Source organism: Pseudoduganella sp. jia 12 (assembly GCF_055502675.1).
Genome location: NZ_JBUXKP010000006.1, coordinates 396,773 through 422,480 on the forward strand (window position 1 = coordinate 396,773; position 25,708 = coordinate 422,480).

The 25,708-nt window shown below is 64.6% G+C and carries 23 protein-coding genes; 7 read left to right on the plus strand and 16 right to left on the minus strand.

The features are described 5' to 3' along the window. Positions 1–57: 57 nt before the first annotated feature. Entirely contained in the window at positions 58–1,170 is a 1,113-nt protein-coding gene (locus ACY65G_RS16035; protein ID WP_464998311.1) for an acyltransferase family protein, read from the minus strand. Further along, positions 1,167–2,015, minus strand: coding sequence for a sulfurtransferase (locus ACY65G_RS16040; protein WP_464998312.1), 849 nt, complete (start codon positions 2,013–2,015; stop codon positions 1,167–1,169). Before ACY65G_RS16040 ends, ACY65G_RS16035 begins: the two co-directional genes overlap by 4 nt. Before the next feature lie 69 nt (positions 2,016–2,084). On the opposite strand from ACY65G_RS16040, the gene ACY65G_RS16045 reads away from it, so the two are divergent. After that, positions 2,085–3,239 (plus strand): acyltransferase family protein, encoded by a 1,155-nt coding sequence (locus ACY65G_RS16045; protein WP_464998313.1) that lies wholly within the window; start codon positions 2,085–2,087, stop codon positions 3,237–3,239. 23 nt (positions 3,240–3,262) lie between these two features. On the opposite strand, the gene ACY65G_RS16050 is transcribed toward ACY65G_RS16045, so the two are convergent. After that, positions 3,263–3,826: a PEP-CTERM sorting domain-containing protein gene (locus tag ACY65G_RS16050; protein ID WP_464998314.1), complete on the minus strand. Its 564-nt coding sequence runs from the start codon at positions 3,824–3,826 to the stop codon at positions 3,263–3,265. 298 nt (positions 3,827–4,124) lie between these two features. On the opposite strand from ACY65G_RS16050, the gene gmd reads away from it, so the two are divergent. Together gmd and dnaE are read left to right on the plus strand one after the other, a co-directional pair. After that, on the plus strand, positions 4,125–5,168 hold the full coding sequence (gene gmd / locus ACY65G_RS16055; RefSeq protein ID WP_464998315.1) for a GDP-mannose 4,6-dehydratase: 1,044 nt from the start codon (positions 4,125–4,127) through the stop codon (positions 5,166–5,168). 124 nt (positions 5,169–5,292) lie between these two features. Beyond that, positions 5,293–8,841: a DNA polymerase III subunit alpha gene (gene dnaE / locus ACY65G_RS16060; protein ID WP_464998316.1), complete on the plus strand. Its 3,549-nt coding sequence runs from the start codon at positions 5,293–5,295 to the stop codon at positions 8,839–8,841. A gap of 138 nt (positions 8,842–8,979) precedes the next feature. On the opposite strand, the gene ACY65G_RS16065 is transcribed toward dnaE, so the two are convergent. The 3 genes from ACY65G_RS16065 to ACY65G_RS16075 form a co-directional block, all read right to left on the minus strand. After that, a complete protein-coding gene (locus tag ACY65G_RS16065) occupies positions 8,980–10,023 on the minus strand; it encodes a glycosyltransferase family 4 protein (protein WP_464998317.1) in 1,044 nt (347 codons plus the stop codon). Positions 10,024–10,178: 155 nt separating this feature from the next. Continuing rightward, positions 10,179–10,409, minus strand: coding sequence for a DUF6139 family protein (locus ACY65G_RS16070; protein ID WP_130187740.1), 231 nt, complete (start codon positions 10,407–10,409; stop codon positions 10,179–10,181). A gap of 185 nt (positions 10,410–10,594) precedes the next feature. Further along, positions 10,595–11,425: a glycosyltransferase family 2 protein gene (locus ACY65G_RS16075; RefSeq protein WP_464998318.1), complete on the minus strand. Its 831-nt coding sequence runs from the start codon at positions 11,423–11,425 to the stop codon at positions 10,595–10,597. Positions 11,426–11,453: 28 nt separating this feature from the next. On the opposite strand from ACY65G_RS16075, the gene ACY65G_RS16080 reads away from it, so the two are divergent. The 3 genes from ACY65G_RS16080 to ACY65G_RS16090 are packed head-to-tail and all read left to right on the plus strand — an operon-like array spanning position 11,454 to position 15,333. After that, positions 11,454–12,734: an O-antigen ligase family protein gene (locus ACY65G_RS16080; RefSeq protein ID WP_464998319.1), complete on the plus strand. Its 1,281-nt coding sequence runs from the start codon at positions 11,454–11,456 to the stop codon at positions 12,732–12,734. Further along, complete coding sequence (gene waaF / locus ACY65G_RS16085; protein ID WP_464998320.1) at positions 12,734–13,786, plus strand: lipopolysaccharide heptosyltransferase II; 1,053 nt, start codon at positions 12,734–12,736, stop codon at positions 13,784–13,786. The genes ACY65G_RS16080 and waaF overlap by 1 nt, the downstream gene beginning before the upstream one ends. A gap of 17 nt (positions 13,787–13,803) precedes the next feature. Then, positions 13,804–15,333, plus strand: coding sequence for a GGDEF domain-containing protein (locus tag ACY65G_RS16090; protein ID WP_464998321.1), 1,530 nt, complete (start codon positions 13,804–13,806; stop codon positions 15,331–15,333). A 46-nt stretch (positions 15,334–15,379) separates the two neighbouring features. On the opposite strand, the gene ACY65G_RS16095 is transcribed toward ACY65G_RS16090, so the two are convergent. From ACY65G_RS16095 to ACY65G_RS16140, 10 genes are all read right to left on the minus strand, one after another. Further along, positions 15,380–16,396 carry a hypothetical protein gene (locus tag ACY65G_RS16095; protein ID WP_464998322.1) on the minus strand — a complete coding sequence of 339 codons (1,017 nt, stop codon included), beginning with the start codon at positions 16,394–16,396 and terminating at the stop codon, positions 15,380–15,382. Between the two features lie 176 nt (positions 16,397–16,572). Further along, the gene (rng, locus tag ACY65G_RS16100) at positions 16,573–18,036 is read right to left on the minus strand and encodes a ribonuclease G (RefSeq protein ID WP_464998323.1); all 1,464 of its coding nucleotides are present in this window, start codon (positions 18,034–18,036) and stop codon (positions 16,573–16,575) included. Next, positions 18,033–18,653: a Maf family protein gene (locus tag ACY65G_RS16105; RefSeq protein ID WP_464998324.1), complete on the minus strand. Its 621-nt coding sequence runs from the start codon at positions 18,651–18,653 to the stop codon at positions 18,033–18,035. Before ACY65G_RS16105 ends, rng begins: the two co-directional genes overlap by 4 nt. Before the next feature lie 40 nt (positions 18,654–18,693). Beyond that, positions 18,694–19,164 (minus strand): 23S rRNA (pseudouridine(1915)-N(3))-methyltransferase RlmH, encoded by a 471-nt coding sequence (gene rlmH, locus ACY65G_RS16110; RefSeq protein WP_134384931.1) that lies wholly within the window; start codon positions 19,162–19,164, stop codon positions 18,694–18,696. A 12-nt stretch (positions 19,165–19,176) separates the two neighbouring features. Further along, the gene (gene rsfS / locus ACY65G_RS16115; RefSeq protein WP_464998325.1) at positions 19,177–19,887 is read right to left on the minus strand and encodes a ribosome silencing factor; all 711 of its coding nucleotides are present in this window, start codon (positions 19,885–19,887) and stop codon (positions 19,177–19,179) included. Positions 19,888–19,893: 6 nt separating this feature from the next. Beyond that, on the minus strand, positions 19,894–20,565 hold the full coding sequence (locus ACY65G_RS16120) for a nicotinate-nucleotide adenylyltransferase (RefSeq protein WP_464998326.1): 672 nt from the start codon (positions 20,563–20,565) through the stop codon (positions 19,894–19,896). After that, positions 20,562–21,470, minus strand: coding sequence for an oxygen-dependent coproporphyrinogen oxidase (gene hemF / locus ACY65G_RS16125; protein ID WP_464998327.1), 909 nt, complete (start codon positions 21,468–21,470; stop codon positions 20,562–20,564). Before hemF ends, ACY65G_RS16120 begins: the two co-directional genes overlap by 4 nt. A 19-nt stretch (positions 21,471–21,489) precedes the next feature. Then, the gene (purD, locus tag ACY65G_RS16130) at positions 21,490–22,758 is read right to left on the minus strand and encodes a phosphoribosylamine--glycine ligase (RefSeq protein ID WP_464998328.1); all 1,269 of its coding nucleotides are present in this window, start codon (positions 22,756–22,758) and stop codon (positions 21,490–21,492) included. Positions 22,759–22,936: 178 nt separating this feature from the next. After that, positions 22,937–23,662, minus strand: coding sequence for a YebC/PmpR family DNA-binding transcriptional regulator (locus ACY65G_RS16135; protein WP_464998329.1), 726 nt, complete (start codon positions 23,660–23,662; stop codon positions 22,937–22,939). 103 nt (positions 23,663–23,765) lie between these two features. Further along, on the minus strand, positions 23,766–24,614 hold the full coding sequence (locus tag ACY65G_RS16140) for a DUF4214 domain-containing protein (protein WP_464998330.1): 849 nt from the start codon (positions 24,612–24,614) through the stop codon (positions 23,766–23,768). Positions 24,615–24,772: 158 nt separating this feature from the next. Between ACY65G_RS16140 and ACY65G_RS16145 the strand changes: the two genes are divergently transcribed. After that, the gene (locus tag ACY65G_RS16145; RefSeq protein WP_464998331.1) at positions 24,773–25,708 is read left to right on the plus strand and encodes a DMT family transporter; all 936 of its coding nucleotides are present in this window, start codon (positions 24,773–24,775) and stop codon (positions 25,706–25,708) included.

The following is a 25,708-nucleotide window of genomic DNA, read 5'->3' on the forward strand; positions in this document are numbered from 1 at the left end:
GGAACGATGTCGTCGACGCGAATCACAGGATGGCCGGCATCGGTCCATTGGCCGTGATTACATCTGGGAAGACAGCGTCGCGTCGCGTTGCCCACGCCGTACCATGCGTCGCGACAAGCGTTTTCCCCGTTCGTTTGTCGGCACCTCGATCGCCTTGTGCACCAGCCACGCCAGCCCGATCGCGCACGCCATCGTCACCAGCACCGCAACGCCGAACGGCAGTCCACGGTGCATCAGCACCTTCAGCAGGCTGTAACCCACCAGCGGATGCACGCAATACAGCGGGTAACTGATATCCGCGAGGAAATCGAGCACGCGCACCGGGCGGAAGTGGTGGCGGCCGAAATAGCACAGCGCGAACACGGCCACGGCGCTGTAGTACCACACCGTTACCCAGGGGAACTGGCCGGCCTGCGGGCCGAATGCCCAGGTGCAGGTGAATGCCGCCATGACCAGCAGCACGCGCCCCGCCAGCGCGCGGGTCGACAGATGGCCTGTCGCGTGATGGAAAAATTGCGTGCCGATCACCATGAAGGTCAGGTAGTTGGCTTCCATCGCGAAGAGTGTCTGGTGCCCGGTCGACTGGTGGCTGGCCGTGACCAGCAGCGCACCGGTCAGGAAGGCCATCAGCCAGCCGATGCCGCTGCGCAGGAACAGCATCGGCACCGCCGCCGCCACCAGGTAGAACTTCAGCTCGATCGACAGCGTCCAGTTCACCTCGTCGAGGGTAGGGATGCCGAGCAGGTTGTGCACGAGCGCCGCATTGGCCGCATAGTCGCGCCACGTGAATGGAAACGGCTGCTGCCAGTAGCGCGCGTTGAGCCACACGGCCAGCAGGCCCAGCGCCAGGCAGCATGCATACGTGGGGAAGATGCGGAAGAAGCGGTTGACGAGGAAGCCGGTGCGCGACGTGCGCCGCAGGCTGAAGGGAATCACGAAGCCGCTGATCAGGAAGAAGATCGCCACGCCGGACGGGCCCTGGTAGGGCAGCTCGAACATGCGCACCCATGGCGCCGGCACCAGGCCCAGGTCGGGCGACGCCGTCATGCGTGCGACCATCGGCTGGGCGCCGAAGAATACGCCGAAATAGTGTGCCATCACCACCAGCATCGCGGCGATGCCGCGCAGCTGGTTGGCGAAGAGGTAGCGCTCCACGGGCGCCGCCGTCACGCGGGCTGCTTGGCGCAGTGCGGGCAGGATTCGCCGTACACGTATTCCGGCGCCAGCTGCTGGCGCGGCGTGACCACGGCGCGGCAGGCAAAACACTGCACGGTCTCGGAAGGTTGCAGCTGCGGATTGAGCGCGGTGCGGTAGTCGAACACGAAGCAGTCGCCGGTGTAATGCGCGCCGCCCACTTCCTCGAAATACTTGAGGATGCCGCCCTCGAGCTGGTACACGTTGTCGTAGCCGATATTCTGCATGTGGATCGCCGCCTTCTCGCAGCGGATGCCGCCGGTGCAGAACGTGACCACGGTCTTGCCGTCGAAATCGGCCTTGTGCTTCTCGATCAGTTCCGGGAACTCCGTGAACTTGGCGATGCGATAATCCACCGTATTGTCGAACGTGCCCACGTCGACTTCGAAATCGTTGCGGGTATCCACCATCACCACCGGCTTGCCAGCGTCGTCGTGGCCCTGGTCCAGCCAGCGCTTCAGCGTTTGCGCATCCACGGCGGGGGCGCGGCCCAGCTCCGGCTTGATGAGCGGCATGCGCATGGTGATGATCTCGCTCTTGAGCTTGACCAGCATGCGCTTGTGCGACTGTTCAGTCGACAGGCTTTCCTTGACCTCGATATCGGCAAAGCGCGCATCGGCGCGCAGCCAGGCAAGGTATTCGTCGATGTTTTCGCGGGTCCCTGAAAGGAACATATTGATGCCTTCCGGCGTCAGCAGGATCGTGCCCTTCAGGGAAAGCCGCGCGCAGATCTCCTGGTAGCGCGGACGCTGCGTTTCCGTATCGTCAAACGTGATGAATTTGTAAGCCGCGATGTTTACGTAGGGTGTAGCGTTGGACATGATAATTGCGTACAGTTGAAGGCCGTCATTATAAAGCACGGCCGCGCCACGTAAGCCGGCCCGATCTGCATGAAATCACTCAATATCGGCTACGACCCGCGCATCGACCAGCTGCGCTGGCTGGCCGCACTGATCGTCTTCCTGTTCCACTTCAGTAACGAATATGCTGTCTCCGGCGGCACCCGGCTGGCGGGCCCCTGGTGGGGCATCGTCACCGAGGGGCATACCGGGGTGGGCCTGTTTTTCACGTTGTCCGGCTTCCTGTTCATGCGGATCGCACAGCGGCAGGGGCAGATCGTGTACCGCGATTTCCTGCGCAACCGCCTGCTGCGCATCTTCCCGCTGTTCCTGGTGATCTTCCTGCTCGCCATCTCGATCGGGCGCGACCGCTTCCAGCCGCAGGATCTGCTCTATATCCTTGCCACCAACCTGGGCAACTCGCCCACTTCCGGCAGCGTGGTAACGGGCGCGGCATGGTGCATCTCGCTGGAATTCATGTTCTACCTGATGTTCCCCTTCCTGGCCCGCTTCACGCTCGAACAGGGCGCGCGCTACCTGTTCAAGCTGCTGGCGCTGATGGCCCTGTTCAAGCTGTTCGTGTTTGCGGAGAACGAACGCAGCACGCTGATGTATTTCAGCACTTTCGTCGGCCGTTTCGACCAGTTCCTGGTTGGCATGCTTGCCGCCGTATTCTATCCGCGCTGCGAGCGCTTCCTGGTGCGGCATGCCGCCTGGCTGGCGCCCGTGGCATTGCTGCTGGCGGTGGGCAACAGCGCACTGCAGGCTGGCGTGGCACCCTTCGATCCGGCGCAGCGTTCGGCGTTCTGGATTACCTGGTCGCTCCAGGAGAGCGCCGTGTGGGCGTTCCTCATCGTTGCGTGGGTATCGATGCGGCACGGACTGCCGCGCTGGCTGGAAGCAGCGCTGTGCCATGGCGGCAAAGTGAGTTTTTCGTTCTACCTGCTGCATGCCGCCGTCATCCATCTGGTGGGCAAGCAGGTGGGGCTGCCGCACATCACCGGGAATACGCTGGCCGATGCGCTGCTGCTGGGGGGCGGTGTTTATGCCATCACCTGGGCGGTGGCGGCGCTGAGCTTCAGCGCGATCGAGGAACCGTTCCTGCGTATGCGGCGCCGTTATGGCGCCGCGAGCGATGCGACTCTCGCGCAGGAACCGGTTGGAGCAAAGGATCGGCGGCCGGATGCCGAAACCCGGGCTACATGACGCACCGGGTTGCCTGGGCGCCGTTATGCGTTCGTGCCGGCGCGACGCTTGCGATGCACCGCCAGCGCGGCCAGGCCAAGACCCGACAGCAGCAGGGTGGACGGCTCGGGCACGACCTGCCGTTCCGGTTGCCGCGACCAGTGCGCATAAGTGACGCCCGACTGGTTCGCCGCATTGCCCACCACCAAGAACGGAACGACCGGGTCGATGTAGCTGCTGATCGTATTGGTATACCCCACGCCGGTCACGCCGAGCCAGCTGATGTCGTAGGCGGTGACCACCAGGCAGCTGATCGAATTCGAGCAGCCGTTCGTGCGGGCCGGGTTCGTGTCGTACACGCCCTGGAACACGTTATAAAGCGACTCTGCGGCGCCCCAGCTTTGCGTGAAGCTGCTGAACGCCATATTGCCCGTCGTGGGGCGGCTGTCGGAGAACGACACGTTATATTGGTGACCATCGTATTCCACGCCCTGCGCGCCCATGAGGATGCCATTGGACACAACGAGGAGCGGGCCGGCCTGTGCCGCCGTCTGCAAGCCCAGCAGCAAGCCACCGGTGATGAAAATATTCTTGAGGATGGTTCGCACGACTGCTCCTGTTGGTTGGTTACCAACACTTAAGCAAGCATGATGCCAGCTGTAAAATATTGAGAAAAATCAATGCTATGGTTGAGCCGGCTGCGCTGCGTGGGAACTGAACTGTAAAATTTTCCGACAGTTATCTTCAGTTGTGAAATGAAAACATGACAGCAGGCCTGAGGCTTGCAGGCCAGCAGCGTGCAGGAAGGTAGCCGGGTGTCCTGCCGCCTGTCCGGCATGTTCCGTACGTTGGCATATCCGCTATAATTTTCGGCTTTCCATTCGCTCCCTTGAATCCAGAATCTTCATGAAAAACACGAAACGCGCCCTGGTTACAGGCATCTCTGGTCAGGATGGCGCCTACCTGGCGCAACTGCTGCTCGAGAAGGGTTACGAAGTCACCGGCACGTTCCGCCGCACCAGTTCCGTCAATTTCTGGCGCATCGAGGAACTGGGCATCCAGGATCACCCGAACCTGCACCTGGTCGAACACGACCTGACCGACCTGTCGTCGTCGATCCGCCTGCTGCAGAAGGGCCAGTTCCACGAGATCTATAACCTGGCGGCGCAGAGCTTCGTCGGCGTGTCGTTCGAACAGCCGGTAACGACGGCCGAGATCACCGGCATCGGCGCCGTCAACCTGCTCGAGGCGATCCGCATCGTCGATCCGAAGATCCGCTTCTACCAGGCGTCCACGTCGGAAATGTTCGGCAAGGTGCAGGCGATCCCGCAAAAGGAAGACACGCCGTTCTACCCGCGCAGCCCGTATGGCGTGGCCAAGCTGTACGCGCACTGGATGACCGTCAACTACCGCGAGTCGTATGGCATCTTCGGTTCGTCCGGCATCCTGTTCAACCATGAGTCGCCGCTGCGCGGCCGCGAATTCGTCACCCGCAAGATCACCGATTCGGTCGCCAAGATCAAGCTGGGCAAGCTGGAAGTGCTCGAGCTGGGCAACCTGGACGCCAAGCGCGACTGGGGCTTCGCCAAGGAATACGTGGAAGGCATGTGGCGCATCCTGCAGGCCGACCAGCCCGATACCTACGTGCTGGCGACGAACCGCACCGAGACCGTGCGCGATTTCGTGACGATGGCGTTCAAGGCCGTCGACATCGCGATCGAATGGCAGGGCAGCGGCGAAACCGAAACGGGCCACGATGCGCAGACCGGCAAGACGCTGGTGCGCATCAGCCCGAAATTCTACCGGCCGGCCGAGGTGGAACTGCTGATCGGCGACGCCACCAAGGCGAAAACGGCACTGGGCTGGGAGCCGAAGACCACGCTGGAAGAGCTGTGCCAGATGATGGTCGAGGCCGACCTGCGCCGCAATACCGCCGGCTTCTCGTTCTGACGGCAGGCCCGGCTTCGGGCCTGTATTCTTTCATGGCGATGCTGCGCGAAGGCCGGCGCCCGCTATCGCCATGTCCGCGCCCCCTGTAAAATAGCACCTTCCGCCGTCCCATTCCGTGAGCCTCATGAGCACCAGCATCCTCGACCAATCCGTCATCCTCCCCGACGAACCCGCCACGCCGCCAGGCCCGGATTTCGTCCACCTGCGGGTGCACTCGGAATACTCGATCGTCGACGGCCTGGTGCGCATCGACGACCTGGTCAAGGCCGCCATGAAGGACAAGCAGGGCGCGCTGGCCATCACCGACCTGTCGAACCTGTTCGGCATGGTCAAGTTCTACAAGACCGCGCGCGGCAAGGGCGTCAAGCCCGTGATCGGCTGCGACGTGTGGATCACCAACGACGACAACCGCGAAAAACCGTGCCGCCTGCTGCTGCTGGCGAAGAACCGCGTGGGCTACCTGCAGCTGTGCGAACTGCTGTCCATGGCATGGCTGACGAACCAGTACAAGGGCCGCGCCGAGCTGCGCACCGAGTGGCTCGAAGCGCTGAAGGACCAGTCGTATGACGTGATGCCCGGGGAGAGCGGCGCCAATGGCCTGATCGCGCTGTCCGGCGCGCAGTTCGGCGATATCGGCTGCGCGATCGACAACGGCAACCTGGAGCTGGCCGAGAAGCACGCCCGTAAATGGTCGGCCATCTTCCCCGGACATTTCTATATCGAGATCCAGCGTGCCGGCCAGCCGAACCAGGAGGCCCAGGTGCGCCAGTCCGTGGCGCTGGCCGCCAGGCTGCACCTGCCGGTGGTGGCCACGCACCCGGTGCAGTTCATGTCCGAGCATGAATTCATCGCGCACGAAGCCCGTATCTGTATCGCCGAAGGCGAAATGATCGCCAACGCGAAACGGCCGAAGCGCTTCAACGAGCAGATGCGCTTCCTGACGCAGGAAGAAATGGCGATCCTGTTCGAAGACTTGCCGGCCGCGCTGGCCAACTCCGTGGAAATCGCCAAACGCTGCAACGTCACGCTCACGCTGGGCAAGCCGCAGTTGCCGAACTTCCCCACGCCGGGCATGACGATCGACGAATTCCTCGTCGCCGAAACGAAGAAGGGCCTGGAAGAGCGCCTGGTGCAGTTGTTCCCGGACCCGGTGTACCGCGAGAAGATGCGCCCGCGCTACGAGGAGCGGCTGGCGTTCGAGAACAACACGATCATCAACATGAAGTTCCCCGGTTACTTCCTGATCGTGGCGGAGTTCATCCAGTGGGGCAAGAACAACGGCGTGCCGATCGGTCCGGGCCGGGGCTCGGGCGCGGGCTCCCTGGTGGCCTATGCGCTGAAGATCACCGACCTCGATCCGCTCAAGTACAACCTGCTGTTCGAGCGCTTCCTGAACCCGGAACGGGTATCGATGCCCGACTTCGACATCGACTTTTGCCAGGAAAAGCGCGAACTGGTGATCCAGCACGTGAAGGACCTGTATGGCCGCGACGCCGTATCGCAGATCGCCACCTTCGGCACCATGGCGGCGAAAGGCGCGATCCGCGACGTGGGCCGCGTGCTGGACTTCGGCTACAACTTCTGCGACGGCATCTCCAAGCTGATCCCGTTCAAGCCGGGCAAGCCGGTGACGATCGCCGAGGCGATCGAGGAGGAACCGCTGCTCAAGGAGCGCCTCGAGAACGAGGAGGAGGTGAAGCAGCTGCTGGACCTGGCGCAGCAGGTCGAAGGCATCACGCGCGGCATCGGCATGCACGCCGGCGGCGTGCTGATCGCGCCGGGCAAGCTGACCGATTTCTGCCCGCTGTACACGCAGTCCGGCGACACGGGCGTGGTCTCGCAGTACGACAAGGATGACGTGGAAGCCGTGGGCCTGGTGAAGTTCGACTTCCTGGGCCTGACCACGCTGACGATCCTCGACCGCGCCGTGAACTACATCCGCGAGCTGGATCCGGCCGACAAGGACTTCAACCTGGAGTCGCTGCCGCTGGACGACCGCGGTTCCTATGACCTGCTGACCAAGGCCAAGACGGTGGCCGTGTTCCAGCTGGAGTCGCGCGGCATGCAGGGCATGCTCAAGGATGCGCGCCCCGACCGCTTCGAGGACATCATCGCGCTGGTGGCGCTGTACCGCCCGGGCCCGATGGACCTGATCCCCGATTTCTGCAAACGGAAACACGGCGAGAAATTCGACTATCCGGACCCGCGCACGGAAGGCATCCTGTCCGAGACCTACGGCATCATGGTCTACCAGGAGCAGGTGATGCAGATGGCGCAGATCATCGGCGGCTACTCGCTGGGCGGCGCGGACATGCTGCGCCGCGCGATGGGCAAGAAGAAGGCCGAGGAGATGGCCGAGCACCGCGAGATCTTCCGCAAGGGTGCCGGCGAACGGGGGCTGACCACCGAGAAGGCCGACGAGATCTTCGACCTGATGGAGAAGTTCGCGGGCTACGGCTTCAACAAGTCGCACGCCGCCGCCTACGCGCTGCTGTCGTATCACACCGCGTACCTGAAGCAGCACCATACGGCCGCGTTCATGGCGGCCAACATGTCGCTGACGATGGACGACACGGAAAAGGTCAAGATCCTCGTCGAGGATTCGATCGAGGTGTGCGGCCTGACGATCCTGCCGCCGGACGTGAACCTGTCGGCCTACCGCTTCCGCCCGGATGGCCAGCCGCGTTCCGTCACCGGCAAGAAGGTCACGGCGATCCGCTATGGCCTGGGCGGCGTGAAGGGCGCCGGCCAGAATGCCATCGAGGCGATCATCGCCGCGCGCGAAGCCGATGGACCGTTCAAGAGCCTGTTCGACTTCTGCAAGCGCGTGGACAAGCGCCAGATCAACCGCCGCACGATCGAAGCCCTGATCCGTTCCGGCGCGTTCGACTCGCTTGGGGTGGAGCGCTCCGTGCTGTTTGCCTCGGTGGGGTTCGCCATGGAATGCGCCGAGCAGGAACTGAAGGCCGCCAACCAGGTCAGCCTGTTCGGTGGCGACGACAGCGACCTGGTCGCGCCACCGGAATACGTGCAGGCCACCGCGTGGACCGACCGCCAGAAGCTGGCCGAGGAAAAGATCGCGCTGGGCTTTTATTTGTCCGGCCACATGTTCGATTCGTATGCGGCCGAGGCCCGGCGCTTTGCCCGCACCAAGCTCGCCGAACTGGAACCGTCGCGCGAACCACGCATGATGTGCGGCGTGATCACCGGCATCCGCACGCAGATGACACAGCGCGGCAAGATCCTCATCGTGTCGCTGGACGACAAGAGCGCCGTGGTCGAAGTCACCGTCTACAACGAGATCTTCGAGGCCAACAAGAAGGCGTTCAAGGAAGACGAGTTCCTGGCCGTGACCGGCAAGGTGTCGGAAGACCGCTTCACGGGGGGCCTGCGCATCTCGGCCGAGAAGGTGTATGACATTGTCTCCGCGCGCCTGCAGTTCGGCCGGCAGATGGGCTGGCTGCTGCCCGCGGCCGTGCCGCCGGCGAAACTGCAGGAGGTGCTGGCGCCGCACCGCGACGATTATGGCTTGCCGGTGCAGATGCGCATCCGGCCGCAGGGCATCGACTGCACGCTGCAACTGGGCGACGACTGGCGCGTGGCGCCATCGGACGAACTGACGCTGGCGCTGGAACAGGTGCTGGGAGCAAGGGAAGTGGCGGTCGAATACTGAGAACAGGGACGAACCCGAAAAACAGGGACGGACCTAAAAAATAGGGACGGACCCTGTTTTCTGGGAAATGAATTTGGATTTGTCTCCATCGTCGAGTTGCCTGCTCGAGAGGGATTTCCTGTTCAGTCTGGCCGCTGATCAGGCCTGGCTGGCCCGCGGCGCGCGCACCGCGGCCACCAGATTGCGCACGAACGCCTTCATGTCGAACCGGCTGTCGAACGCATCGAGCGCCCGGTCGGCCATTTCCGCCGCGTAGGGCGCGTCGTCCAGCAGGCGCGCGATGGCCGTGCGCATCGCGCCGGCGTCGCCCTGCGGTACCAGCAGGGCCTCGTTGCCGTCGCTGACATAATCCTCGACCGTCAGCGTGCGCGTGATCACGGTGGCCTTGTTGAAGGCCATCGCCTGCAGCAGCACCATCTGGCCGGCGGAAATATCGGCCACGCCCAGCGGCACCACCACGAATCGCGCGTTCTTGAGCTGCTCGACGTAATCGCCGTCGTAGCAGTTGCGCAGCACCTTCACGTTCGGCGGAATGGCGAGCCCGGCAAGGGGCTGGTCGTTGTCGCACACCACGTGCAGGTCGATCGGCAGGCCGGCCATCGCCGCGAACAGCGTGCCGTAATCGCGGCCGGAGCGGCCGGCCGTCAGGATGTACGGCGAGTTCGATGCTGCCGGCAACTCCTCGCGGCCGTAGATGTGGGTACCGTGCGGAATGTAGAACACCTCGGTGCGGCCATTGGCGAACAGTTCCCGGTAGCGCTCGCGTTCCTTCTTCGAATGGCAGATCACCTTGTCCACGAAGCGCATCACGAAGCGGAAGTAGGCCAGCCGCAGCCGGTTCAGCAGCGGATGCTTGCGCGGCGTGAGGATGAAGCCCAGCAGCACGATCTGCGTGCGGCGCGAGAACAGGGCGCGCAAGGGGGCGAAGATCAGCACTTCGATGTCCGATCCCAGCACCACGGCCTCGGGGTGCGTGCGGCTCGTGATCAGCGAACGGATACCGGCGCGCAGTGCGAACCAGGCCAGCTTCGGCCAGCCGACCAGCAGCAGTTTCAGCCGGGAGTGGTAGCGAAAACGCACGTCGTCCGCGAACAGCCGGTAGTCGACGCCGAGTTCCTGCAAGCCAAGAGCGAACGGCGAACGCGTGCCGTCTTTCGTGTAGGTGGGGAAGAAATGGATCACGGCGGGCCCTGTCGCGGTGGGTTGAACAACGGGAGTTACCAACTTGGCAATTGTAACCCCGTTATAACCACCGCGGAACGCCCCGATCGGGGCGACAGGCCTCCTGTTGCGCCAGCACAGCGGGCGCACGTGCATCCGGCGAGCCGGATTCGGCTTTACATATCTTTCAGGCCAGTGATCGCGTAGCCCTTGGTGCCGATCTGCTCGGGCAGGTGCTCGATGTGGAACTCGGGCAGGGTGTCGGCGTCATCGTCGACTTCCAGTGCCTTGGCTTCCGGTTCCCAGTCGGTATTGATCGCTTCCTGTGGGATCGGCTTTCCTTCCGGCACTGCCAGATAGGAAAAAATGCCATCGTGTTCGGGTCGTCGGTAGATATCCAGGCGCATCGCGGTTCCTCCTTGTGGTTGCTCAATACTGGTTGCTTGGTGCTGGTTGCGTATTGCATCGTTCAAGTCGCCAGCTTGGCAGTACCCGCACTCAAGCTCAGTTCGGTACCGCACATGCCGCCAATACCGGGCCGATTGTACTCCGGGGGTGGAAGACCGCCAGTTCCCCAGGCCCGCCTCTCCCTTCAGGCCAGGGCGGCCAGCTCGCGCAGGCCGGTCGTGGCCCGCGTGGTGCCATCCGCGGCACGCTGCAGCACCACCTTGCGGTTCGACGTTTCCTGGTCGCGCCGGTTTTCGTGGTGCCACAGGTGATAGACCTCAGTGGCAAACGCGCCATCCTTGCGCAGCACGCCCGCATTGAACAGCCGTACCACGAGGTCGGAATCCTCATGGCCCCAGCCGGTGAAACTCTGGTCGAAGCCGTTGACGCGATCCAGGTCGGCGCGCCACACGGCCAGGTTGCAGCTCTTGATACGCCGCCAGCTGAACTTGCGCCGCTCGCGGCCCACGTCCGGCAGCACCAGCACCGTTTGCAGGAATTTGTTGAAATGGCCGGCCAGCCTGAGTTTCAGGCGTTCGATCGCGCCAAGCCGTTGCAGGTCGATGCGTGCATCGAGCAGCGTGCGGGTATACTGTTCGGAGAGCAGCACGCGGCTGCCGGAAACGATGAAGCCGGGCTTTGCCAGCTTGCGGTGCTGCGTCACGAAATTCTTCGCGGGGATGCAGTCGCCATCCAGGAACACGATATAGTCGCCACTGGCCGCCAGTGTGCCCAGGTTGCGCGCGCGTGCCGCGCGAAAGCCTTCGTCCGGCTGCCAGACGTGCCGCAGCGGCACCGGGGAGCGCGGGCGCAGCGCGTCCACGCAGTCCCGTGTGTTGTTCGTGGAGCCGTCATCAGCGATAATGATTTCGAAATGCGGGTCATCCTGTGCAAAGCAGGCTTCGATCACGGCCGCCAGCGCATCCGGGCGATTATAGGTCGTGACAATGACAGAAATTTTTGACGCTGGTTGCATGTAGTCGGCGCGCCCCACAAGAACATTGATGAATAAAAATATTGCCAGGCAAGCCGACGACGTTGCCCCTGTAGCCGCTGTTTCCACCGTTTCCGCTGTCACCGCATTTACCGTTGCCTGCCTGGTCTTCCTCCTGCCCTTCCTGACGCTGATCACCAATGCCGGCGTGGGCCTGTGCAGCTTTGGCTTCCTGTTGGCGGCAATCTGGTGCCACAGGCAGGGCCTGCCGGAGTTCCGGCGACATCTTAACGATATCCGCGGTGTTTTGACAGCTTTTGGCGCCGTCTGCCTGTTTGCCGCGATTGCCGTGCTGCTGCATCCCGATATCCACCTGCGCAGCTGGGAAAAGCCCGTCCGGATGCTGCTCGCCGTCACTGCGCTTATTGCCGTGGTCGCTTGCCGCCCCAGCCGCAAGGCATTGTGGTGGGGCCTGATCGGCGGCACGGTCGCCGGCGCCTGCGTGGTCGGCTACCAGCGCTGGGTGCTGCACATCGACCGGCCGGGCGGCCTGATGAACGCGATCACGTTTGGCGACATCGTGCTGTGCATGGGCCTCATGTGCCTGGCCGGCGTGCTCGATTTTCGCGGCCGGCAGCGCTTCTGGCCGGCGCTGGGCGTCGTTGCCGGCCTCGTTGGCATGCTGGCCACCGGCACGCGCGGCGGCTTCGTGGCGATCGTGTTCGCGGCGCTGCTGTTCCTCAAGTATGGCCATTTCCTGCGCGGCAAGTTCGCCAAGGGGGCGGCCGCGCTGGTGGCGGTGCTGATGATGGGCGCCTATTTCGTGCCGCAGACCGGCATGAGCGAGCGCCTGGACCAGGGCGTGAACGATGTGGAAACCTATTTCACCGGCGGCAGCGCCTTCACGAACGTGGGTGTGCGGCTGGAATTGTGGAAGGGCGCCGTGCTGCTGGCCGCGCGCCATCCATGGCTGCCGAGCAGCCAGGAACAGATCAAGGCCGAGCTCGGGGAACTGGTCGCCGCCGGAACGCTGCAGCCGTTCGTGCTGGAAGCCGAGCATTTCCACAACGATATCCTGCAGGCGCTCGTGTTCGGCGGCGTGCCGGGCCTGTTATGCTGGTTCGGCACGCTGCTGCTGCCGTTCCTGTTCTTCCTGCGCATGCTGCATTCGCACAAGTCGGCGCCGCACGGGCTGGTTGCCACGGCGCTGGCCGGCCTGCTGCTCGTGCTGAGCTACTTCAGTTTCGGCCTCACGGAAGTGATCTTCTGGTCCGTGCGCGGCGCGATGTTCTATGCGCTGATGCTGTTCATGCTCATGGGCCTGTGCCTGAACGCCCGCGAAGGAACGTGATGTCGCCCAACTCCCCACGCATCCTGGTGATCTCGCCCAACTGGATCGGCGATGCCGTCATGGCGCAGCCGCTGCTCCAACGGCTGCGCGCGCTGCACCCGGGCCGCCCGATCGATGTGCTGGCACCCCCGGCCGTGGCGCCCGTGTGGCGCCAGATGCGCGAAGTCGATGAAGTGCTGCAGACGCCGTTCCGCCATGGCCCGCTGCAACTGCGCGAACGCTGGCGCTATGCGCGCCTGTTGAAGGCGCGCGGCTATGCCGAGGCCTATGTGCTGCCGAACACGCTGAAATATGCGCTGATTCCCTGGCTGGCCGGCATCCGCCGCCGTGTGGGCTACAAGGGCGAGAGCCGGTATGGCCTGATCAACGTGATGCACCACGACGACGTGCCGCCGCGCCCGATGGTGCCGTTCTATGCGGCGCTGGCCAATGCGCCGGATGCGCCGCTGGTGCCCGCACCGAAGCCGGCGCTGCAGGTAACGCCGGAGCAGGTGGCGGGCGCCTGCGCCACGGCCGGCCTGGCACCGGAGCGCATGCTGGTGGTGTTCGCGCCGGGCGCCGAGTTCGGCTCGGCCAAGCGCTGGCCGCCGGAACACTTCGCCGCACTGGCGCAAGCCATCGTGGCGAGCCGGCCCACGGCCCAGGTGGCATTGCTGGGTTCGCCCAAGGACCGCGCCGTGTGCGACGAGATCGTGGCGGCCGTTGCCGGCACGCCTGCCGCGGCATCCGTGCTCAACATCGCCGGCCAGACGAGCCTGGCCGAAGCGGTCGCGCTGATCGGCCATGCCGCCGCCGTCGTCAGCAACGATTCGGGGCTGCTGCACGTGGCTTCGAGCCTGGACCGCCCTGTGGTGGCTATCTACGGCCCCACGGATCCGGACCACGCGCCGCCGTTCTCGAGCGTGGCCGCGGCGCTGTCGCTGCGCCTCGACTGCTCGCCATGCCGGCAGCGCGAGTGCCCGCTGGGCCACCACGACTGCATGCGCAAGCTCGACGCCGGCGCCGTCTGGCATACCCTGCAACCGATGCTGCCGGCCCCCGCCGCGGCCTGAGAGCAGGGCGGAAGGCGATGAAGCGCCTGCCGGTCACGTTCTGGACCACGCTGTTCGTCACGCTGGTCTGCGTGGCGCTGGTGGCGCTGGACTTCAATCGCAGCTGGCTGGCCCGCAAGGTATTGCTGGAGCAGACCGAGCGCAATGCCACCAACCTGGCGCGGGCGATGGCCGGCCAGGCCGACGACACGCTGCGCGCCGCCGATACCAGCCTCGCCGACCTGGAGGAGCGCATCGAGGTCGATGGCACCGGCCCCGCCCAGCTGCAGCGCCTGCACCGGCTGATGGTCTTGCAAGTGCGCACGCTGCCGCAGCTGAACGGCCTGTTCTTCTACGATGAAGACGGGCGCTGGATCGTCAATTCGCGGCCCCGGCTGGATCGCGAGGCCAGCAACGCCGACCGCGAATATTTCCAGTATCACCGCCAGCACAAGGATGCAGGCGCGCGCATCGGCAAGCCCGTCGCCAGCCGGTCGACGGGTCGCTGGGTGATTCCCCTGTCGCGCCGCATCGACAAGCCCGACGGCAGCTTCGGCGGCGTGGTGCTCGCCACCATCGATATCGAGTACTTCCGCCGCTTCTACGCCAGCTTCGACATTGGCCACAATGGTGCCGTGGCGCTGCTGGCCGATGACGGCACGATGCTGGTGCGCCGGCCGTTCAAGTCGGAGAGCGTCGGCATCAGCATTGTCCGCACGCCGCTGTACGACGCGTACATGCGCGTGGCCCGCGCCGGCGCCGGCGAATTCCGTTCGACGCAGGACGGCCAGTTGCGGCTGAACAGCTACCGGCCGCTGCAGCACTACCCGCTGTTCGTCACAGCCGCGCTGTCGAAGGACGAGGTGCTGGCGCACTGGTGGCGCGACACGCTGGTGCGCACGGCGGGCGTGCTGCTGCTGGCCGGCCTGCTGGCGCTGTTCGGGCAGCGGCTGGTGCGGCAGATGCGCCAGCGGCTGCAGGCCGAACAGGAGCTGCGCGAAGCACGCGACGTGCTGGCGTCGCTGAATGTCACGCTGGAAAAGCTGGCGCTGCAGGATGGCCTGACGGGCCTGGCGAACCGCCGCCAGTTCGACGTTTCACTCGGCAACGAGTTCAGCCGCGCAATGCGGCAGGGCGCGCCGCTGGGCCTGGCGATGATCGATGTCGACCATTTCAAGGCCTACAACGACCGCTACGGCCACAGTGCCGGCGACGATTGCCTGCGCGCCGTGGCACGGGCGATCCGCCAGCAGACGCCGAAGCGCGCCGGCGACCTGGCCGCGCGCTACGGCGGCGAGGAACTGGCGGTATTGCTGCCGCACACGGATGCTGCCGGTACCGAAGCGGTGGCCGAGCGGATGCGCGACGCCGTGGCGGCGCTGCGCCTGCCCCATGCGGGCAGCCCGCTGGGCTTCGTGACGATCAGCGGCGGCGCCGCCGCCATCGTGCCGCGCCGCGGTGTCGACCACGCGGCCCTGCTGGTCGAACAGGCCGACCGGGCACTGTATGCGGCCAAGGCGACGGGGCGCAATCGGGTGATGCGCCATGCGAATTTGCGGGAGACGTAGCCGGCACTTCATTGGCCGCATGGCTTCGCCCCGTCACGGTGTGTGGTCAGGGCAGGATATCGAGCTGCAGTTGCCACGGCCAGACAAGCTGCCTGCCCAGCGCTTGCCGCTGCACGACGATCGCGGCGGACAGGCTGTCGTCGATGCGGTCGGCCAGTTCTTCCAGGCGAGCCAGAATCTCACCGCGAATGACTTGGTCGTTTTCCCACAGCAGCGCTTCCCGGCAGGCCATGAACGATGCGCGTTCGATCATCACTTCCGGGTGGTTGAACAGCCAGCGCACGAACGGCTTGCCATCGGGGCGCTCACTCCACGATTGGCCGTACATCGCCACATACTCCCGGGCGGCATCGGGCAGCGTCGTATCGTCCGGGTGCCAGAGCACGAACGGCGCGGGCGCGGGATTGCCGCCCAATATTTCGGCGATGTAGGGATTGGCGGCAAAGCCATGGCGCAACGCCGTGGCGGCGGCCACGAAACGGCCGCATTGCAGGTGGGCCAGCGCCAGGTCATACCAGTACGGCGAGAAGATATTCGCGTGCGCCGCGAAAATCTCGATTGCACGATCGTGCTGGCCGGCACGCAGGGCTTCCGAACCCAGCAGGTAGCGCACGCCCTGGTTGTCGTTCGGATTGCGCAGCAGCATCTGCTCGCACAATGCCGCGGCATCCTCGTGGCGGCGCAGGCGCACGTAGCCGAGCACGGCCGCGTGCGTCAGCCGCAGGTAGGCGCGGTTGTCGATATCGACCCACTCGATCCGCCCGGCATAGCCTGCGGGAATGGCGCGGTTGGCCAGGGCGAGGCCCTGCAGCGCGACATCGAGTGCCTTTTCCGGATTGGCCAGTCGAAGCCAGTGGAAGGCAAGCTGGGTATGGGCATCGATGAAATCGGGCGCCTGTGCCAGCAGGTCTTGCAGCACCGCCACATAGATCGTGTCGTCCAGGCAGCCGGTTTCATGCTGGTCGAGAATGTCGTTGAACTGGCCCAGCAGGGGGCCGTAGCGCTCTTCCGTGTAGCCGAATGCACCGGTTCCGGCAGCGTTGGCTTCAAATTCCAGTGGCATGTCGTGCAGGTAATGTTGTCGATACAAACATGATAGCAGCGACAGCATGACTGAACTACACTGCTGCGGTGTCTTGCCCAGTCTTGTCCACGACGAAGGATGTGCGTGTGCAGCCTCGGCGGGACACGGCATGCGGATGGTGCTCCCTGCACAGGTGCGCCATCCGGCCGGACCGATCACATCAAAATAACGTCATACTGCTCCTGGTGATACGAAGTCTCCACCTGCAGCGAAATCTTCTTGCCGACGAAATCGCCCAGCATGGCCAGGTGCTGCGATTCCTCTTCCAGGAACATGTCGACGACTTCCTGCGAAGCGAGGATGCGGAATTCGCGCGGGTTGAACTGCTTGGCTTCGCGCAGCAGTTCGCGCAGGATTTCATAGCAGATCGTGCGCGACGTTTTCACCTGCCCCTTGCCGCTGCAGGCAGGGCAGGGCTCGCACAGGATGTGGGCCAGCGATTCGCGGGTGCGCTTCCTCGTCATTTCCACCAGGCCCAGTGCCGAGAAGCTGCTGACGGACACCTTGGTGCGGTCTCGCGCCAGTGCCTTCTTCAGTTCCGAGAGCACGGCATTGCGGTGCTCGGCGTTTTCCATGTCGATGAAATCGAGGATGATGATGCCGCCCAGGTTGCGCAGGCGCAGCTGGCGCGCGATCGCATGCGCCGCTTCCAGGTTCGTCTTGAAGATCGTGTCGGCGAAATTGCGCCCGCCCACGAAGCCGCCCGTGTTGACGTCGATCGTCGTCATCGCCTCGGTCTGGTCGACGATCAGGTAGCCGCCCGATTTCAGGTCCACGCGTCGGCCCAGCGCGCGCTGGATTTCCTCTTCCACGCCATACAGGTCGAACAGCGGGCGCTCGCCCGTGTAATGGTGCATGCGCGGCAGCACGCTGGGCGTGTAGGTCTTGCCGAACTCGGTGAGGCCGAGGAAGTTCTCGCGCGAGTCGACCTGGATCGTGGCCGTTTCGTCGTGCACGAAGTCGCGCAGCACGCGCTGCGCCAGCGACAGGTCCTGGTGCAGCAGCGAAGTGGGCGGGCGCGTGCGGGCGCCGTGCGTGATCGTGGCCCACGTCTTGCGCAGGTATTCGATATCGGCGGCCAGGTCGCCGTCGCCGGCATCCTCGGCCTGCGTGCGCACGATGTAGCCGCCTTTTTCCTCCTTCGGCAGCAGGCCCTGCATGCGCGTGCGCAGCGCCTCGCGCTCGGACTCCTTCTCGATCTTCTGCGAAATGCCGATGTGCGAATCCTGCGGCAGGTACACGAGCATGCGGCCGGCGATCGAGATCTGCGTCGACAGGCGCGCGCCCTTCGTGCCGATGGGGTCCTTGATGACCTGCACGGTCAGCACCTGGCCGTCGAACAGCAGCTTTTCGATCGGTGTGGGCGTGGCGTTGGTGCCGTCGTGCGGGCGGGCTTCCCAGATATCGGCCACGTGCAGGAACGCGGCGCGTTCCAGGCCGATGTCGATGAAGGCCGACTGCATGCCGGGCAGCACGCGCACCACCTTGCCGGAGTAGACGTTGCCTGCCAGGCCGCGCGTGAGCGTGCGCTCGATGTGCAGTTCCTGCACGGCGCCCTGCAATACCAGGGCCACGCGCGTTTCCTGCGGCGTGATGTTGATGAGGATATCTTCGCTCATGGCAGCCTCAGGCCGGCACGGCGCAGCAGGTCGGCCGTTTCGAACAGCGGCAGGCCCATTATGCCGGAATGGCTGCCTTCGATGTGCTCGATGAACATCGCGGCCAGGCCCTGGATGCCATAGCCGCCGGCCTTGTCGTAAGGCTCGGCGGTGGCGCAGTAGGCGGCGATGTCGGCGGGCTTCAGCGTTGCAAAGCGCACCTGCGACACCTGTGTGAAGCTGTCCGAAAAATCGTGGGTACGCACCGCCACGGTCGTCAGCACCTGGTGCGTGCGGCCCGACAGCTGGCGCAGCATCGCTTCCGCCTCGTCCTTGCCGGCCGGCTTGCCCAGGATGGCGCCATCGATCGCCACCGTGGTGTCGGCCGTCAGCACGGGGCGGGGTTTCAGGTGGCGCCGGCGGCACAGGTCGAGCGCGACGTCGGCCTTTTCGTTCGCCACGCGGCGCACGTAGGTTTCGGCGGGTTCGTCCGCCAGCACTTCTTCCGTCACGTCCGGCCCGCGCGGCCCGTCGCTGCGCAGCAGCATCAATTCGAAATCGACGCCGATCTGGCGCAGCAGTTCGCGGCGCCGCGGGCTTTTGGAGGCCAGGTAGATTTTTCGTTCGACCAGTTTCATCTTGTTATTTTATCGATGTGGCGTCCTGGCGGCGCCGGGGCTACACCCTGTGGTAGGGGTGGTTCTGCGTGATCGTCCACGCGCGGTAGAGCTGCTCGGCCAGCATCACCCGCACCACGCCATGCGGCAGCGTCATGCTCGAGATCCGGATCAGCCCTTCGGCCTTCGCCTTCAGGCCGGGATCGAGGCCGTCCGCGCCACCGATCAGGAAAGCCGTGTCGCGGCCATCCTGCTGCCACAGCTCGAGCTGCTGCGACAGCCCGACGCTGGTGAGATCCTTGCCGCGTTCGTCGAGCGCGATGATGCGCACCGATTTCGGCAGCGCGGCCTCGATGCGCTCGCGCTCGAGCGCCATCGCGGTGGCGGCGGTCTTGCTGCCGGACCGCTCGACGGGCTTGATTTCCTTCAGCACGATGCGCAGCTCGGGCGGCATCCGCTTCACGTATTCGGCAAAGCCGGTTTCGATCCACGCGGGCATCTTGTGCCCGACGGCAGCGATGATCAGCTGCATGCGACGCTACCCTTACTCTTCCGCGGCGGGCTTCTTGATCCGCTTGATCACGGTCTTGGCGGGCGCCTTCGGGTCCTTGGCCTTGGCTTCCTTCGCCGCCTTGGCCGATGCCACGGCCGTCTTCGGTGCCGCCACTTTCACTTTCTTGCCTTCCGGTGCGGTGACAGCCGGTGCCGCTTTCTTCGCGGCGGCCTTCTTGGCGACAGCGCCGGCGGCGGCGGTAACGCGTGCCGTGCCGGGCTTGCGCGCGGCCGGTGCCTTCTTCTCGATGACCGGTTCGGCTTCCTTGGCAACCTTGTTGGCCGCCAGGTGGCCGGCCTTTTTCTTCGGTGCGGCCTCAAGCGCTTCGGCCGCCTTGCCCTCGGCCGACGTCTTGCGTTTCGCGGCGCCCAGCTTCACGGGCTTCTCGCCCCAGATCTCTTCCAGGCGGTAGTAGGCGCGGATCGGTGCCTGCATGATGTGGACGATCATGTCGCCCAGGTCGACCAGCACCCATTCGCCGGTGTCTTCGCCTTCGACACCGATGACGTCGCCGCCGGCTTCCTTCACCTTGTCACGCACCGAAGCGGCCAGGGCGCGCGTCTGGCGGTTCGAGGTACCGGAGGCGATGCAGATGCGGTCGAACAGGCTTGTCAGACCGGTGGTGTCGAACAGGACGATGTCCTGGCCCTTGACGTCTTCCAGGGCGTCGACGACGAGGGCTTGCAGTTTTTTGATATCCATTCAGTTTTACTTCTTATAAAGATTATGTTGTTCAATATAGTCTAGCACCGGTGCGGGAATCGGCGAGCCGCTATCGTGCTGGTAGTTTCCCGCCGCCAGCGCCTGCCGGATGCGGGTGGATGAGATGTCCACCGCCAGGTCCGGTGCAATACAGGTTTGTCCGGCTGGCTTGCTGCACAGTTGCTCCGGCGCCACGAGGCGGCCCCGGAACTCGGCCGCCACGGCGGCCGGGATGTCAGGCCCGTCGAGCAGGAAGCCGGGTCGTGCCGCCACGCACAGGTGCGCCAGTGCGAACAGCTCGTACCAGTCGTGCCACGTGTCCAGCCGCTGCAGCTGGTCGGCGCCCATCAGGAAGCACAGCGATGCATTTGGCCCCAGTTCCGCGCGCAATGCCCGCAGCGTCTCGACCGTGTAGGTGGGGCGGCCCCGCTCGATTTCCTGGCGGTCGATCACCACGCGGCAGGGCATGTCCGCGAAGGCCAGCGCGGCCATGTCCGCGCGCTGTTCCGGCGTTGCCACCAGGCTGCTCTTCTGCCACGGCACGGTGGGGATGACGCGCAGTTCGCTGGCGCCCAGCAGGCGCACGAACGTGGCGCCGAGCGCCACGTGGCCGTTGTGGATCGGATCGAAGCTGCCGCCCAGCAGCAGCACGCAGGCGGAAGATGGCGAACTCGTCACGCGAGCCAGTCGCGGTGCGGCAGGAAATCGGTGTACAGCGCCGCTTCCGGCGTGCCATCCGCCGGATGCCAGTCGTAGCGCCATTTGACGATGGGCGGCATCGACATCAGGATCGCCTCGGTGCGCCCGCCCGACTGCAGGCCGAACAGCGTGCCGCGGTCGAACACGAGGTTGAATTCCACGTAGCGGCCGCGCCGGTACGCCTGGAAATCGCGTTCGCGTTCGCCATAGGGCGTGTCCTTGCGGTTCTGCAGGATCGGCAGGTAGGCGCCGATGAAGCCGTCGCCCACGCTTTGCACCATGGCGAAGCTGGTGTCGAAATCGCGCTCGTTGAAATCGTCGAAGAAGATGCCGCCCACGCCGCGCGCTTCCTGGCGGTGCTTCAGGTAGAAGTACTCGTCGCACCATTGCTTGAAGCGCGGGTGCAGCTCGTCGCCGAACGGCGCCAGCATCTCGCGGCAGCTGCGGTGGAAGTGGCGCACGTCCGCATCAAAGCCGTAGTAGGGCGTCAGGTCCATGCCGCCGCCGAACCACCAGACCGGCGTGCCATCCTCGGTCGACGTGGAGAAGAAGCGCACGTTCATGTGCACCGTGGGCGCGTAGGGGTTACGCGGGTGGAGCACCAGCGAAACGCCCATCGCTTCCCATGCGCGCCCGCCGATGCCGGGGCGGTGCGCCGCGGCCGAAGGCGGCAGCTTCGCGCCCATCACGTGCGAGAAATTGCAGCCACCGCGTTCCAGCACATTGCCTTCCTCGACGAGGCGCGAAATGCCGCCGCCGCCTTCGGGCCGCTGCCACGCGTCGCGCAGGAACGGGGTGCCGTCGGCTTCCTCGAGCGCGGCAACGATGCGCTCCTGCAGGTCGACCAGCCAGGCCTTGACGGCTTCGGGATTCGGCGTCGTCATTGTGCTTGATTCTCCGGGCTCAATGCTTCAGGCCGCGCCAGCCGATGTCGCGGCGGCATTGCATGCCGTCGAAGCGGATCTGGCCGACCGTTTCATAGGCCTGCTTCTGCGCCAGCTTGATCGAGTCGCCCAGGCCCACCACGCACAGCACGCGCCCGCCCGAGGTGACCAGCTGGCCATCGATCTCGGCGGTACCTGCGTGGAACGTGACCGATTCCGGCGTTTCCGCCGGAATGCCGTCGATGACGTCGCCCTTCACCGGATCGTCCGGATAGCCGGCCGCGGCCAGCACGACGCCCACGGCGGTGCGGCGGTCCCATTCCAGGCCCACGGTATCCAGCGTGCCGTTCACCGCATGTTCCATCACCGTCACCAGGTCGGTCTTCAGGCGCGCCATGATCGGCTGCGTTTCCGGGTCGCCCATGCGGCAGTTGAATTCCAGTGTCTTCGGGTTGCCGGCCGCGTCGATCATCAGGCCCGCGTACAGGAAGCCGGAGAACGGAATGCCGTCCTTCGACATGCCCGCGATCGTGGGATTGATGATCTCGCGCATCACGCGCGCATGCATGGCCGGCGTCACGATCGGCGCCGGCGAATAGGCGCCCATGCCGCCCGTGTTCGGGCCCTGGTCGTTGTCGAGCAGGCGCTTGTGATCCTGGCTGGTGGCCAGCGGCAGCACGTTCTTGCCGTCGCACATCACGATGAACGAGGCTTCCTCGCCGGCCAGGAATTCCTCGATGACGATACGCGCGCCGGCGTCGCCGAAGCGGTTATCGGAGAGCATGTGCTCGACTGCCTGGTGCGCTTCTTCCAGCGTCATCGCCACGACCACGCCCTTGCCGGCGGCCAGGCCGTCGGCCTTGATCACGATCGGCGCACCCTTGGCGTCGATGTAGGCATGGGCCTGGGCCGCGTCGCTGAAGGTTTCGTACTCGGCGGTGGGAATGCCGTGCCGCTTCATGAACGCCTTGGCGAAATCCTTCGACGATTCCAGCTGCGCCGCTTCCTTCGTGGGGCCGAAGACCTTCAGGCCGCGCGCACGGAACAGGTTGACGATGCCGCCGGCCAGCGGGGTTTCCGGTCCCACCACGGTCAGCGCGATGTGTTCGCGGATCACGAACTCGGCCAGCGTGTTCAGGTCCGTGATCGGCAGGTTCTGCAGGCGCGGATCGCGGGCCGTGCCGCCGTTGCCGGGAGCGACGTAGACGATCTGCACCCGTTCCGATTGCGCCAATTTCCAAGCCAGCGCATGCTCGCGGCCGCCGGAGCCGACTACCAGGATTTTCATAAGGATCTTCGGTTGGTTTTTTGGGAAGCTGTTTCCGCATGCGTCCGTGTTTCAAGGATGATACACATCCAGGTGCACGAACTGCGCATGAGGAAAGAACCTCGGAGACTGAAACAGCGGCCCGCGGGCCGCTGCTGCATCGAGTCCTGATTCTTCGCCGGCGCCTGCCGGCCCGCGATCACTCTTCGATCACGGCGTTGGTATAAACCTCCTGGGTATCGTCCAGGTTTTCCAGCGCGTCCAGCAGTTTCTGCATCTTCACGGCGTCGTCGCCCGTGAACACGGTTTCCGTGGCGGGCTTCATCACGATTTCGGCCACTTCGGCCTTGAAGCCGGCGCCCTCGAGCGTTTCCTTGACGGCGGCGAAATCGTTCGGCGCGCACAGCACTTCGAAACCGCCTTCCTCGTCGGCGACCACGTCCTCGGCGCCTGCTTCGAGCGCGGCATCCATCAGTGTCGCTTCGTCGGTGCCGGGGGCGAACAGGAACTGGCCACAGTGCTTGAACAGGAACGACACGGAATTTTCCGTGCCCATGTTACCGCCGAATTTGGAAAATGCATGGCGCACTTCGGCCACCGTGCGCACACGGTTGTCGGTCATGCAATCGACGATGATCGCCGCGCCGCCGATGCCATAGCCTTCGTAGCGTACTTCCTCGTAGCTTGCGCCATCTTCGCCGCCGGTGCCGCGCGTGATCGCGCGTTGCACGTTATCCTTGGGCATGTTGGCGTCCGCCGCCTTGTCGATCGCAAGGCGCAGGCGTGGATTCGAGTTGATGTCACCGCCACCCATACGGGCGGCAACGGTGATTTCCTTGATGAGGCGTGTCCAGATTTTGCCGCGTTTCGCGTCCGTTGCAGCCTTTTTGTGCTTGATATTGGCCCATTTGCTGTGTCCAGCCATGTTCGGTCTTCCTTAGACGGTATGCAATCGAGGGCGGTATTCTAGCATACCGCCCCCTGCCGATCGCGCCGCCCGGGCCTGCACCTGATGACTGGAGCGTGGGTTAAAGCGTGGTGTACAGCTGGTATTCGATACCGCCCTTGATACTTCCGACGATATCGATGTTTTCGCGATTTTCCGCGCTTTCCGCAAACGAGATCAGGACATTTGCGCGGCTCATGCCGTTATCCAGGTGGTTGACCCAGTGGACGAGGCCCGCGTCTTCCGCTTCGCGGCCCAGTGCATTGCGGTACAGGTTCTTGACGAACGCTTCGTCGCTCTTGTCGGCGCCGTACATCTCCACCCATTCCGGACTGCTCATGAAGCCATTCGCGATGCTTTCCATCGACTGGCCCCGGTCGGCCTTGAGCATCCACCAGCCGAGCCCGATGTCGTCCGGCTCGCGGTTCAGTGCTGCCTGGTACAAGCGATATACCTTGCCGGCATTGCCTTCAAAGTCGTAGGCAACGGACACATCCGAAAAGCTCAGGCGTTCAACCGAAGCCAGCGTGTCCGAGACCGCCGTGCCGGAGATCGACCTGACCCCAGCCGGCGAACCGTTCTGCATTGCCAGCGTGTATTCGTCCTTGGCGCCAGCGTAAATCGCCGTATCGTAGCCGCCGCCGCCTTCGATCCTGTTGGTGCCGGCGCCGCCGATCAGGAAGTCGCTGCCGGAGCCGCCGACCAGCAGGTCGTTACCGTCGCCGCCATCGAGGCGGTCGCCGATGAAGTCGAACCAGTAGCCCAGCGGGGAGCTGGTATCGGCATATTCGCCGCTGTTCAGGTTGTCGTCGCCCGCGCCGCCGATCAGGGTGTCCGCGCCGCCCTGGCCGAAGAGGTGGTCGGTGGCGGCGGTGCCGGTCAGCGTGTCGTTCGCGGCTGTGCCGGCCTGGAAGGTTGGTGAGTCTGCCATGATAATTTCCTTGTCAAGATAACATTAATTCTTTATCAAGGTTACTAGGAAAAAGCTGAGTTGTCGATGGTTGGGTTGCATTCGTGCGCGAAGTGGTACGGTCAGGCGGGCCGAGGCAGGGGCCGGCAACGGGGGCGGTTTGCCCGTACAATGCCCTGATGGACAAAACCATAACGACCCCATCCGCGTCCTATCTGGGCGGGCTGGCGCTGGCCATCGGCGGTGCCGTGCTGTTCTCGGCCAAGGCCGTTATCGCCAAGTTGTTGTACCGCTATCACATCGACGCCGTCACGCTGATCGCATTCCGCATGCTGTTTTCGCTGCCCGTCTTTGCCGCCGTGGCGCTGTGGAAGATGCGCGGCGCCGCACCGCTGTCCAACGGCGACCGCTGGCGCATCGTGGGGCTGGGGCTGGTCGGCTATTACCTGTCCAGCTTTCTCGATTTCCTCGGCCTGCAATACATCACCGTGGGCCTGGAGCGCCTGATCCTGTTCCTGACGCCCACGTTCGTCCTGCTCATCTCGGCCACCTGGCTGCGCCAGCACATCGGCTGGCGGCAGTGGCTGGCGCTGGTGGTCTCGTATGCCGGCATCCTGTTCGTGTTCGTGCAGGACCTGCAAGGCGGCGGCCCGAACGTGCTGCTCGGTTCCTCGCTCGTGATGGGGGCCGCCGCCGCGTATGCGGCCTATCTGCTGCTGTCCGGTGAAATGGTCAAGCGACTCGGGGCGCTGCGGCTGGTGGCCTATGCGATGTGCGTGTCCAGCGCCGCCTGCATCGGCCAGTATTTCCTGCTGCGGCCCGCTGCGGGGCTGATCCAGCCGCTGCCCGTCTATGGCCTGTCGCTGATGAACGGCCTGCTGTGCACGGTGGCACCGGTGTTCATGACGATGACGGCGGTGCAGCGCATCGGCGCCGGTGCCACCTCGCAGGCCGGCATGATCGGCCCCGTCTCCACGCTGTTCCTCGGCGCCGTCATCCTTGCCGAGCCCGTCACGAGCTGGCAACTGGCCGGCACCGCGCTGGTGCTGTCCGGGATTTACCTTTTGTCGAAAGCAAACTCGGCCAGTGTGGCCAAACCCAAGAATGGAACCTGA

Excerpts from the sequence above, each read along its gene's own strand:
- ACY65G_RS16070 (WP_130187740.1), bottom strand. The coding sequence starts at position 10,409 with ATGCGCCTGGATATCTACCGACGACCCGAACACGATGGCATTTTTTCC.
- gmd (WP_464998315.1), top strand. The coding sequence starts at position 4,125 with ATGAAAAACACGAAACGCGCCCTGGTTACAGGCATCTCTGGTCAGGAT.
- dnaE (WP_464998316.1), top strand. The coding sequence starts at position 5,293 with ATGAGCACCAGCATCCTCGACCAATCCGTCATCCTCCCCGACGAACCC.
- rng (WP_464998323.1), bottom strand. The coding sequence starts at position 18,036 with ATGAGCGAAGATATCCTCATCAACATCACGCCGCAGGAAACGCGCGTG.
- hemF (WP_464998327.1), bottom strand. The coding sequence starts at position 21,470 with ATGACGACGCCGAATCCCGAAGCCGTCAAGGCCTGGCTGGTCGACCTG.
- ACY65G_RS16040 (WP_464998312.1), bottom strand. The coding sequence starts at position 2,015 with ATGTCCAACGCTACACCCTACGTAAACATCGCGGCTTACAAATTCATC.
- ACY65G_RS16080 (WP_464998319.1), top strand. The coding sequence starts at position 11,454 with ATGAATAAAAATATTGCCAGGCAAGCCGACGACGTTGCCCCTGTAGCC.
- ACY65G_RS16135 (WP_464998329.1), bottom strand. The coding sequence starts at position 23,662 with ATGGCTGGACACAGCAAATGGGCCAATATCAAGCACAAAAAGGCTGCA.
- waaF (WP_464998320.1), top strand. The coding sequence starts at position 12,734 with ATGTCGCCCAACTCCCCACGCATCCTGGTGATCTCGCCCAACTGGATC.
- ACY65G_RS16090 (WP_464998321.1), top strand. The coding sequence starts at position 13,804 with ATGAAGCGCCTGCCGGTCACGTTCTGGACCACGCTGTTCGTCACGCTG.
- rlmH (WP_134384931.1), bottom strand. The coding sequence starts at position 19,164 with ATGCAGCTGATCATCGCTGCCGTCGGGCACAAGATGCCCGCGTGGATC.
- ACY65G_RS16045 (WP_464998313.1), top strand. The coding sequence starts at position 2,085 with ATGAAATCACTCAATATCGGCTACGACCCGCGCATCGACCAGCTGCGC.
- rsfS (WP_464998325.1), bottom strand. The coding sequence starts at position 19,887 with ATGGATATCAAAAAACTGCAAGCCCTCGTCGTCGACGCCCTGGAAGAC.
- purD (WP_464998328.1), bottom strand. The coding sequence starts at position 22,758 with ATGAAAATCCTGGTAGTCGGCTCCGGCGGCCGCGAGCATGCGCTGGCT.
- ACY65G_RS16095 (WP_464998322.1), bottom strand. The coding sequence starts at position 16,396 with ATGCCACTGGAATTTGAAGCCAACGCTGCCGGAACCGGTGCATTCGGC.
- ACY65G_RS16140 (WP_464998330.1), bottom strand. The coding sequence starts at position 24,614 with ATGGCAGACTCACCAACCTTCCAGGCCGGCACAGCCGCGAACGACACG.
- ACY65G_RS16075 (WP_464998318.1), bottom strand. The coding sequence starts at position 11,425 with ATGCAACCAGCGTCAAAAATTTCTGTCATTGTCACGACCTATAATCGC.
- ACY65G_RS16105 (WP_464998324.1), bottom strand. The coding sequence starts at position 18,653 with ATGAAACTGGTCGAACGAAAAATCTACCTGGCCTCCAAAAGCCCGCGG.
- ACY65G_RS16145 (WP_464998331.1), top strand. The coding sequence starts at position 24,773 with ATGGACAAAACCATAACGACCCCATCCGCGTCCTATCTGGGCGGGCTG.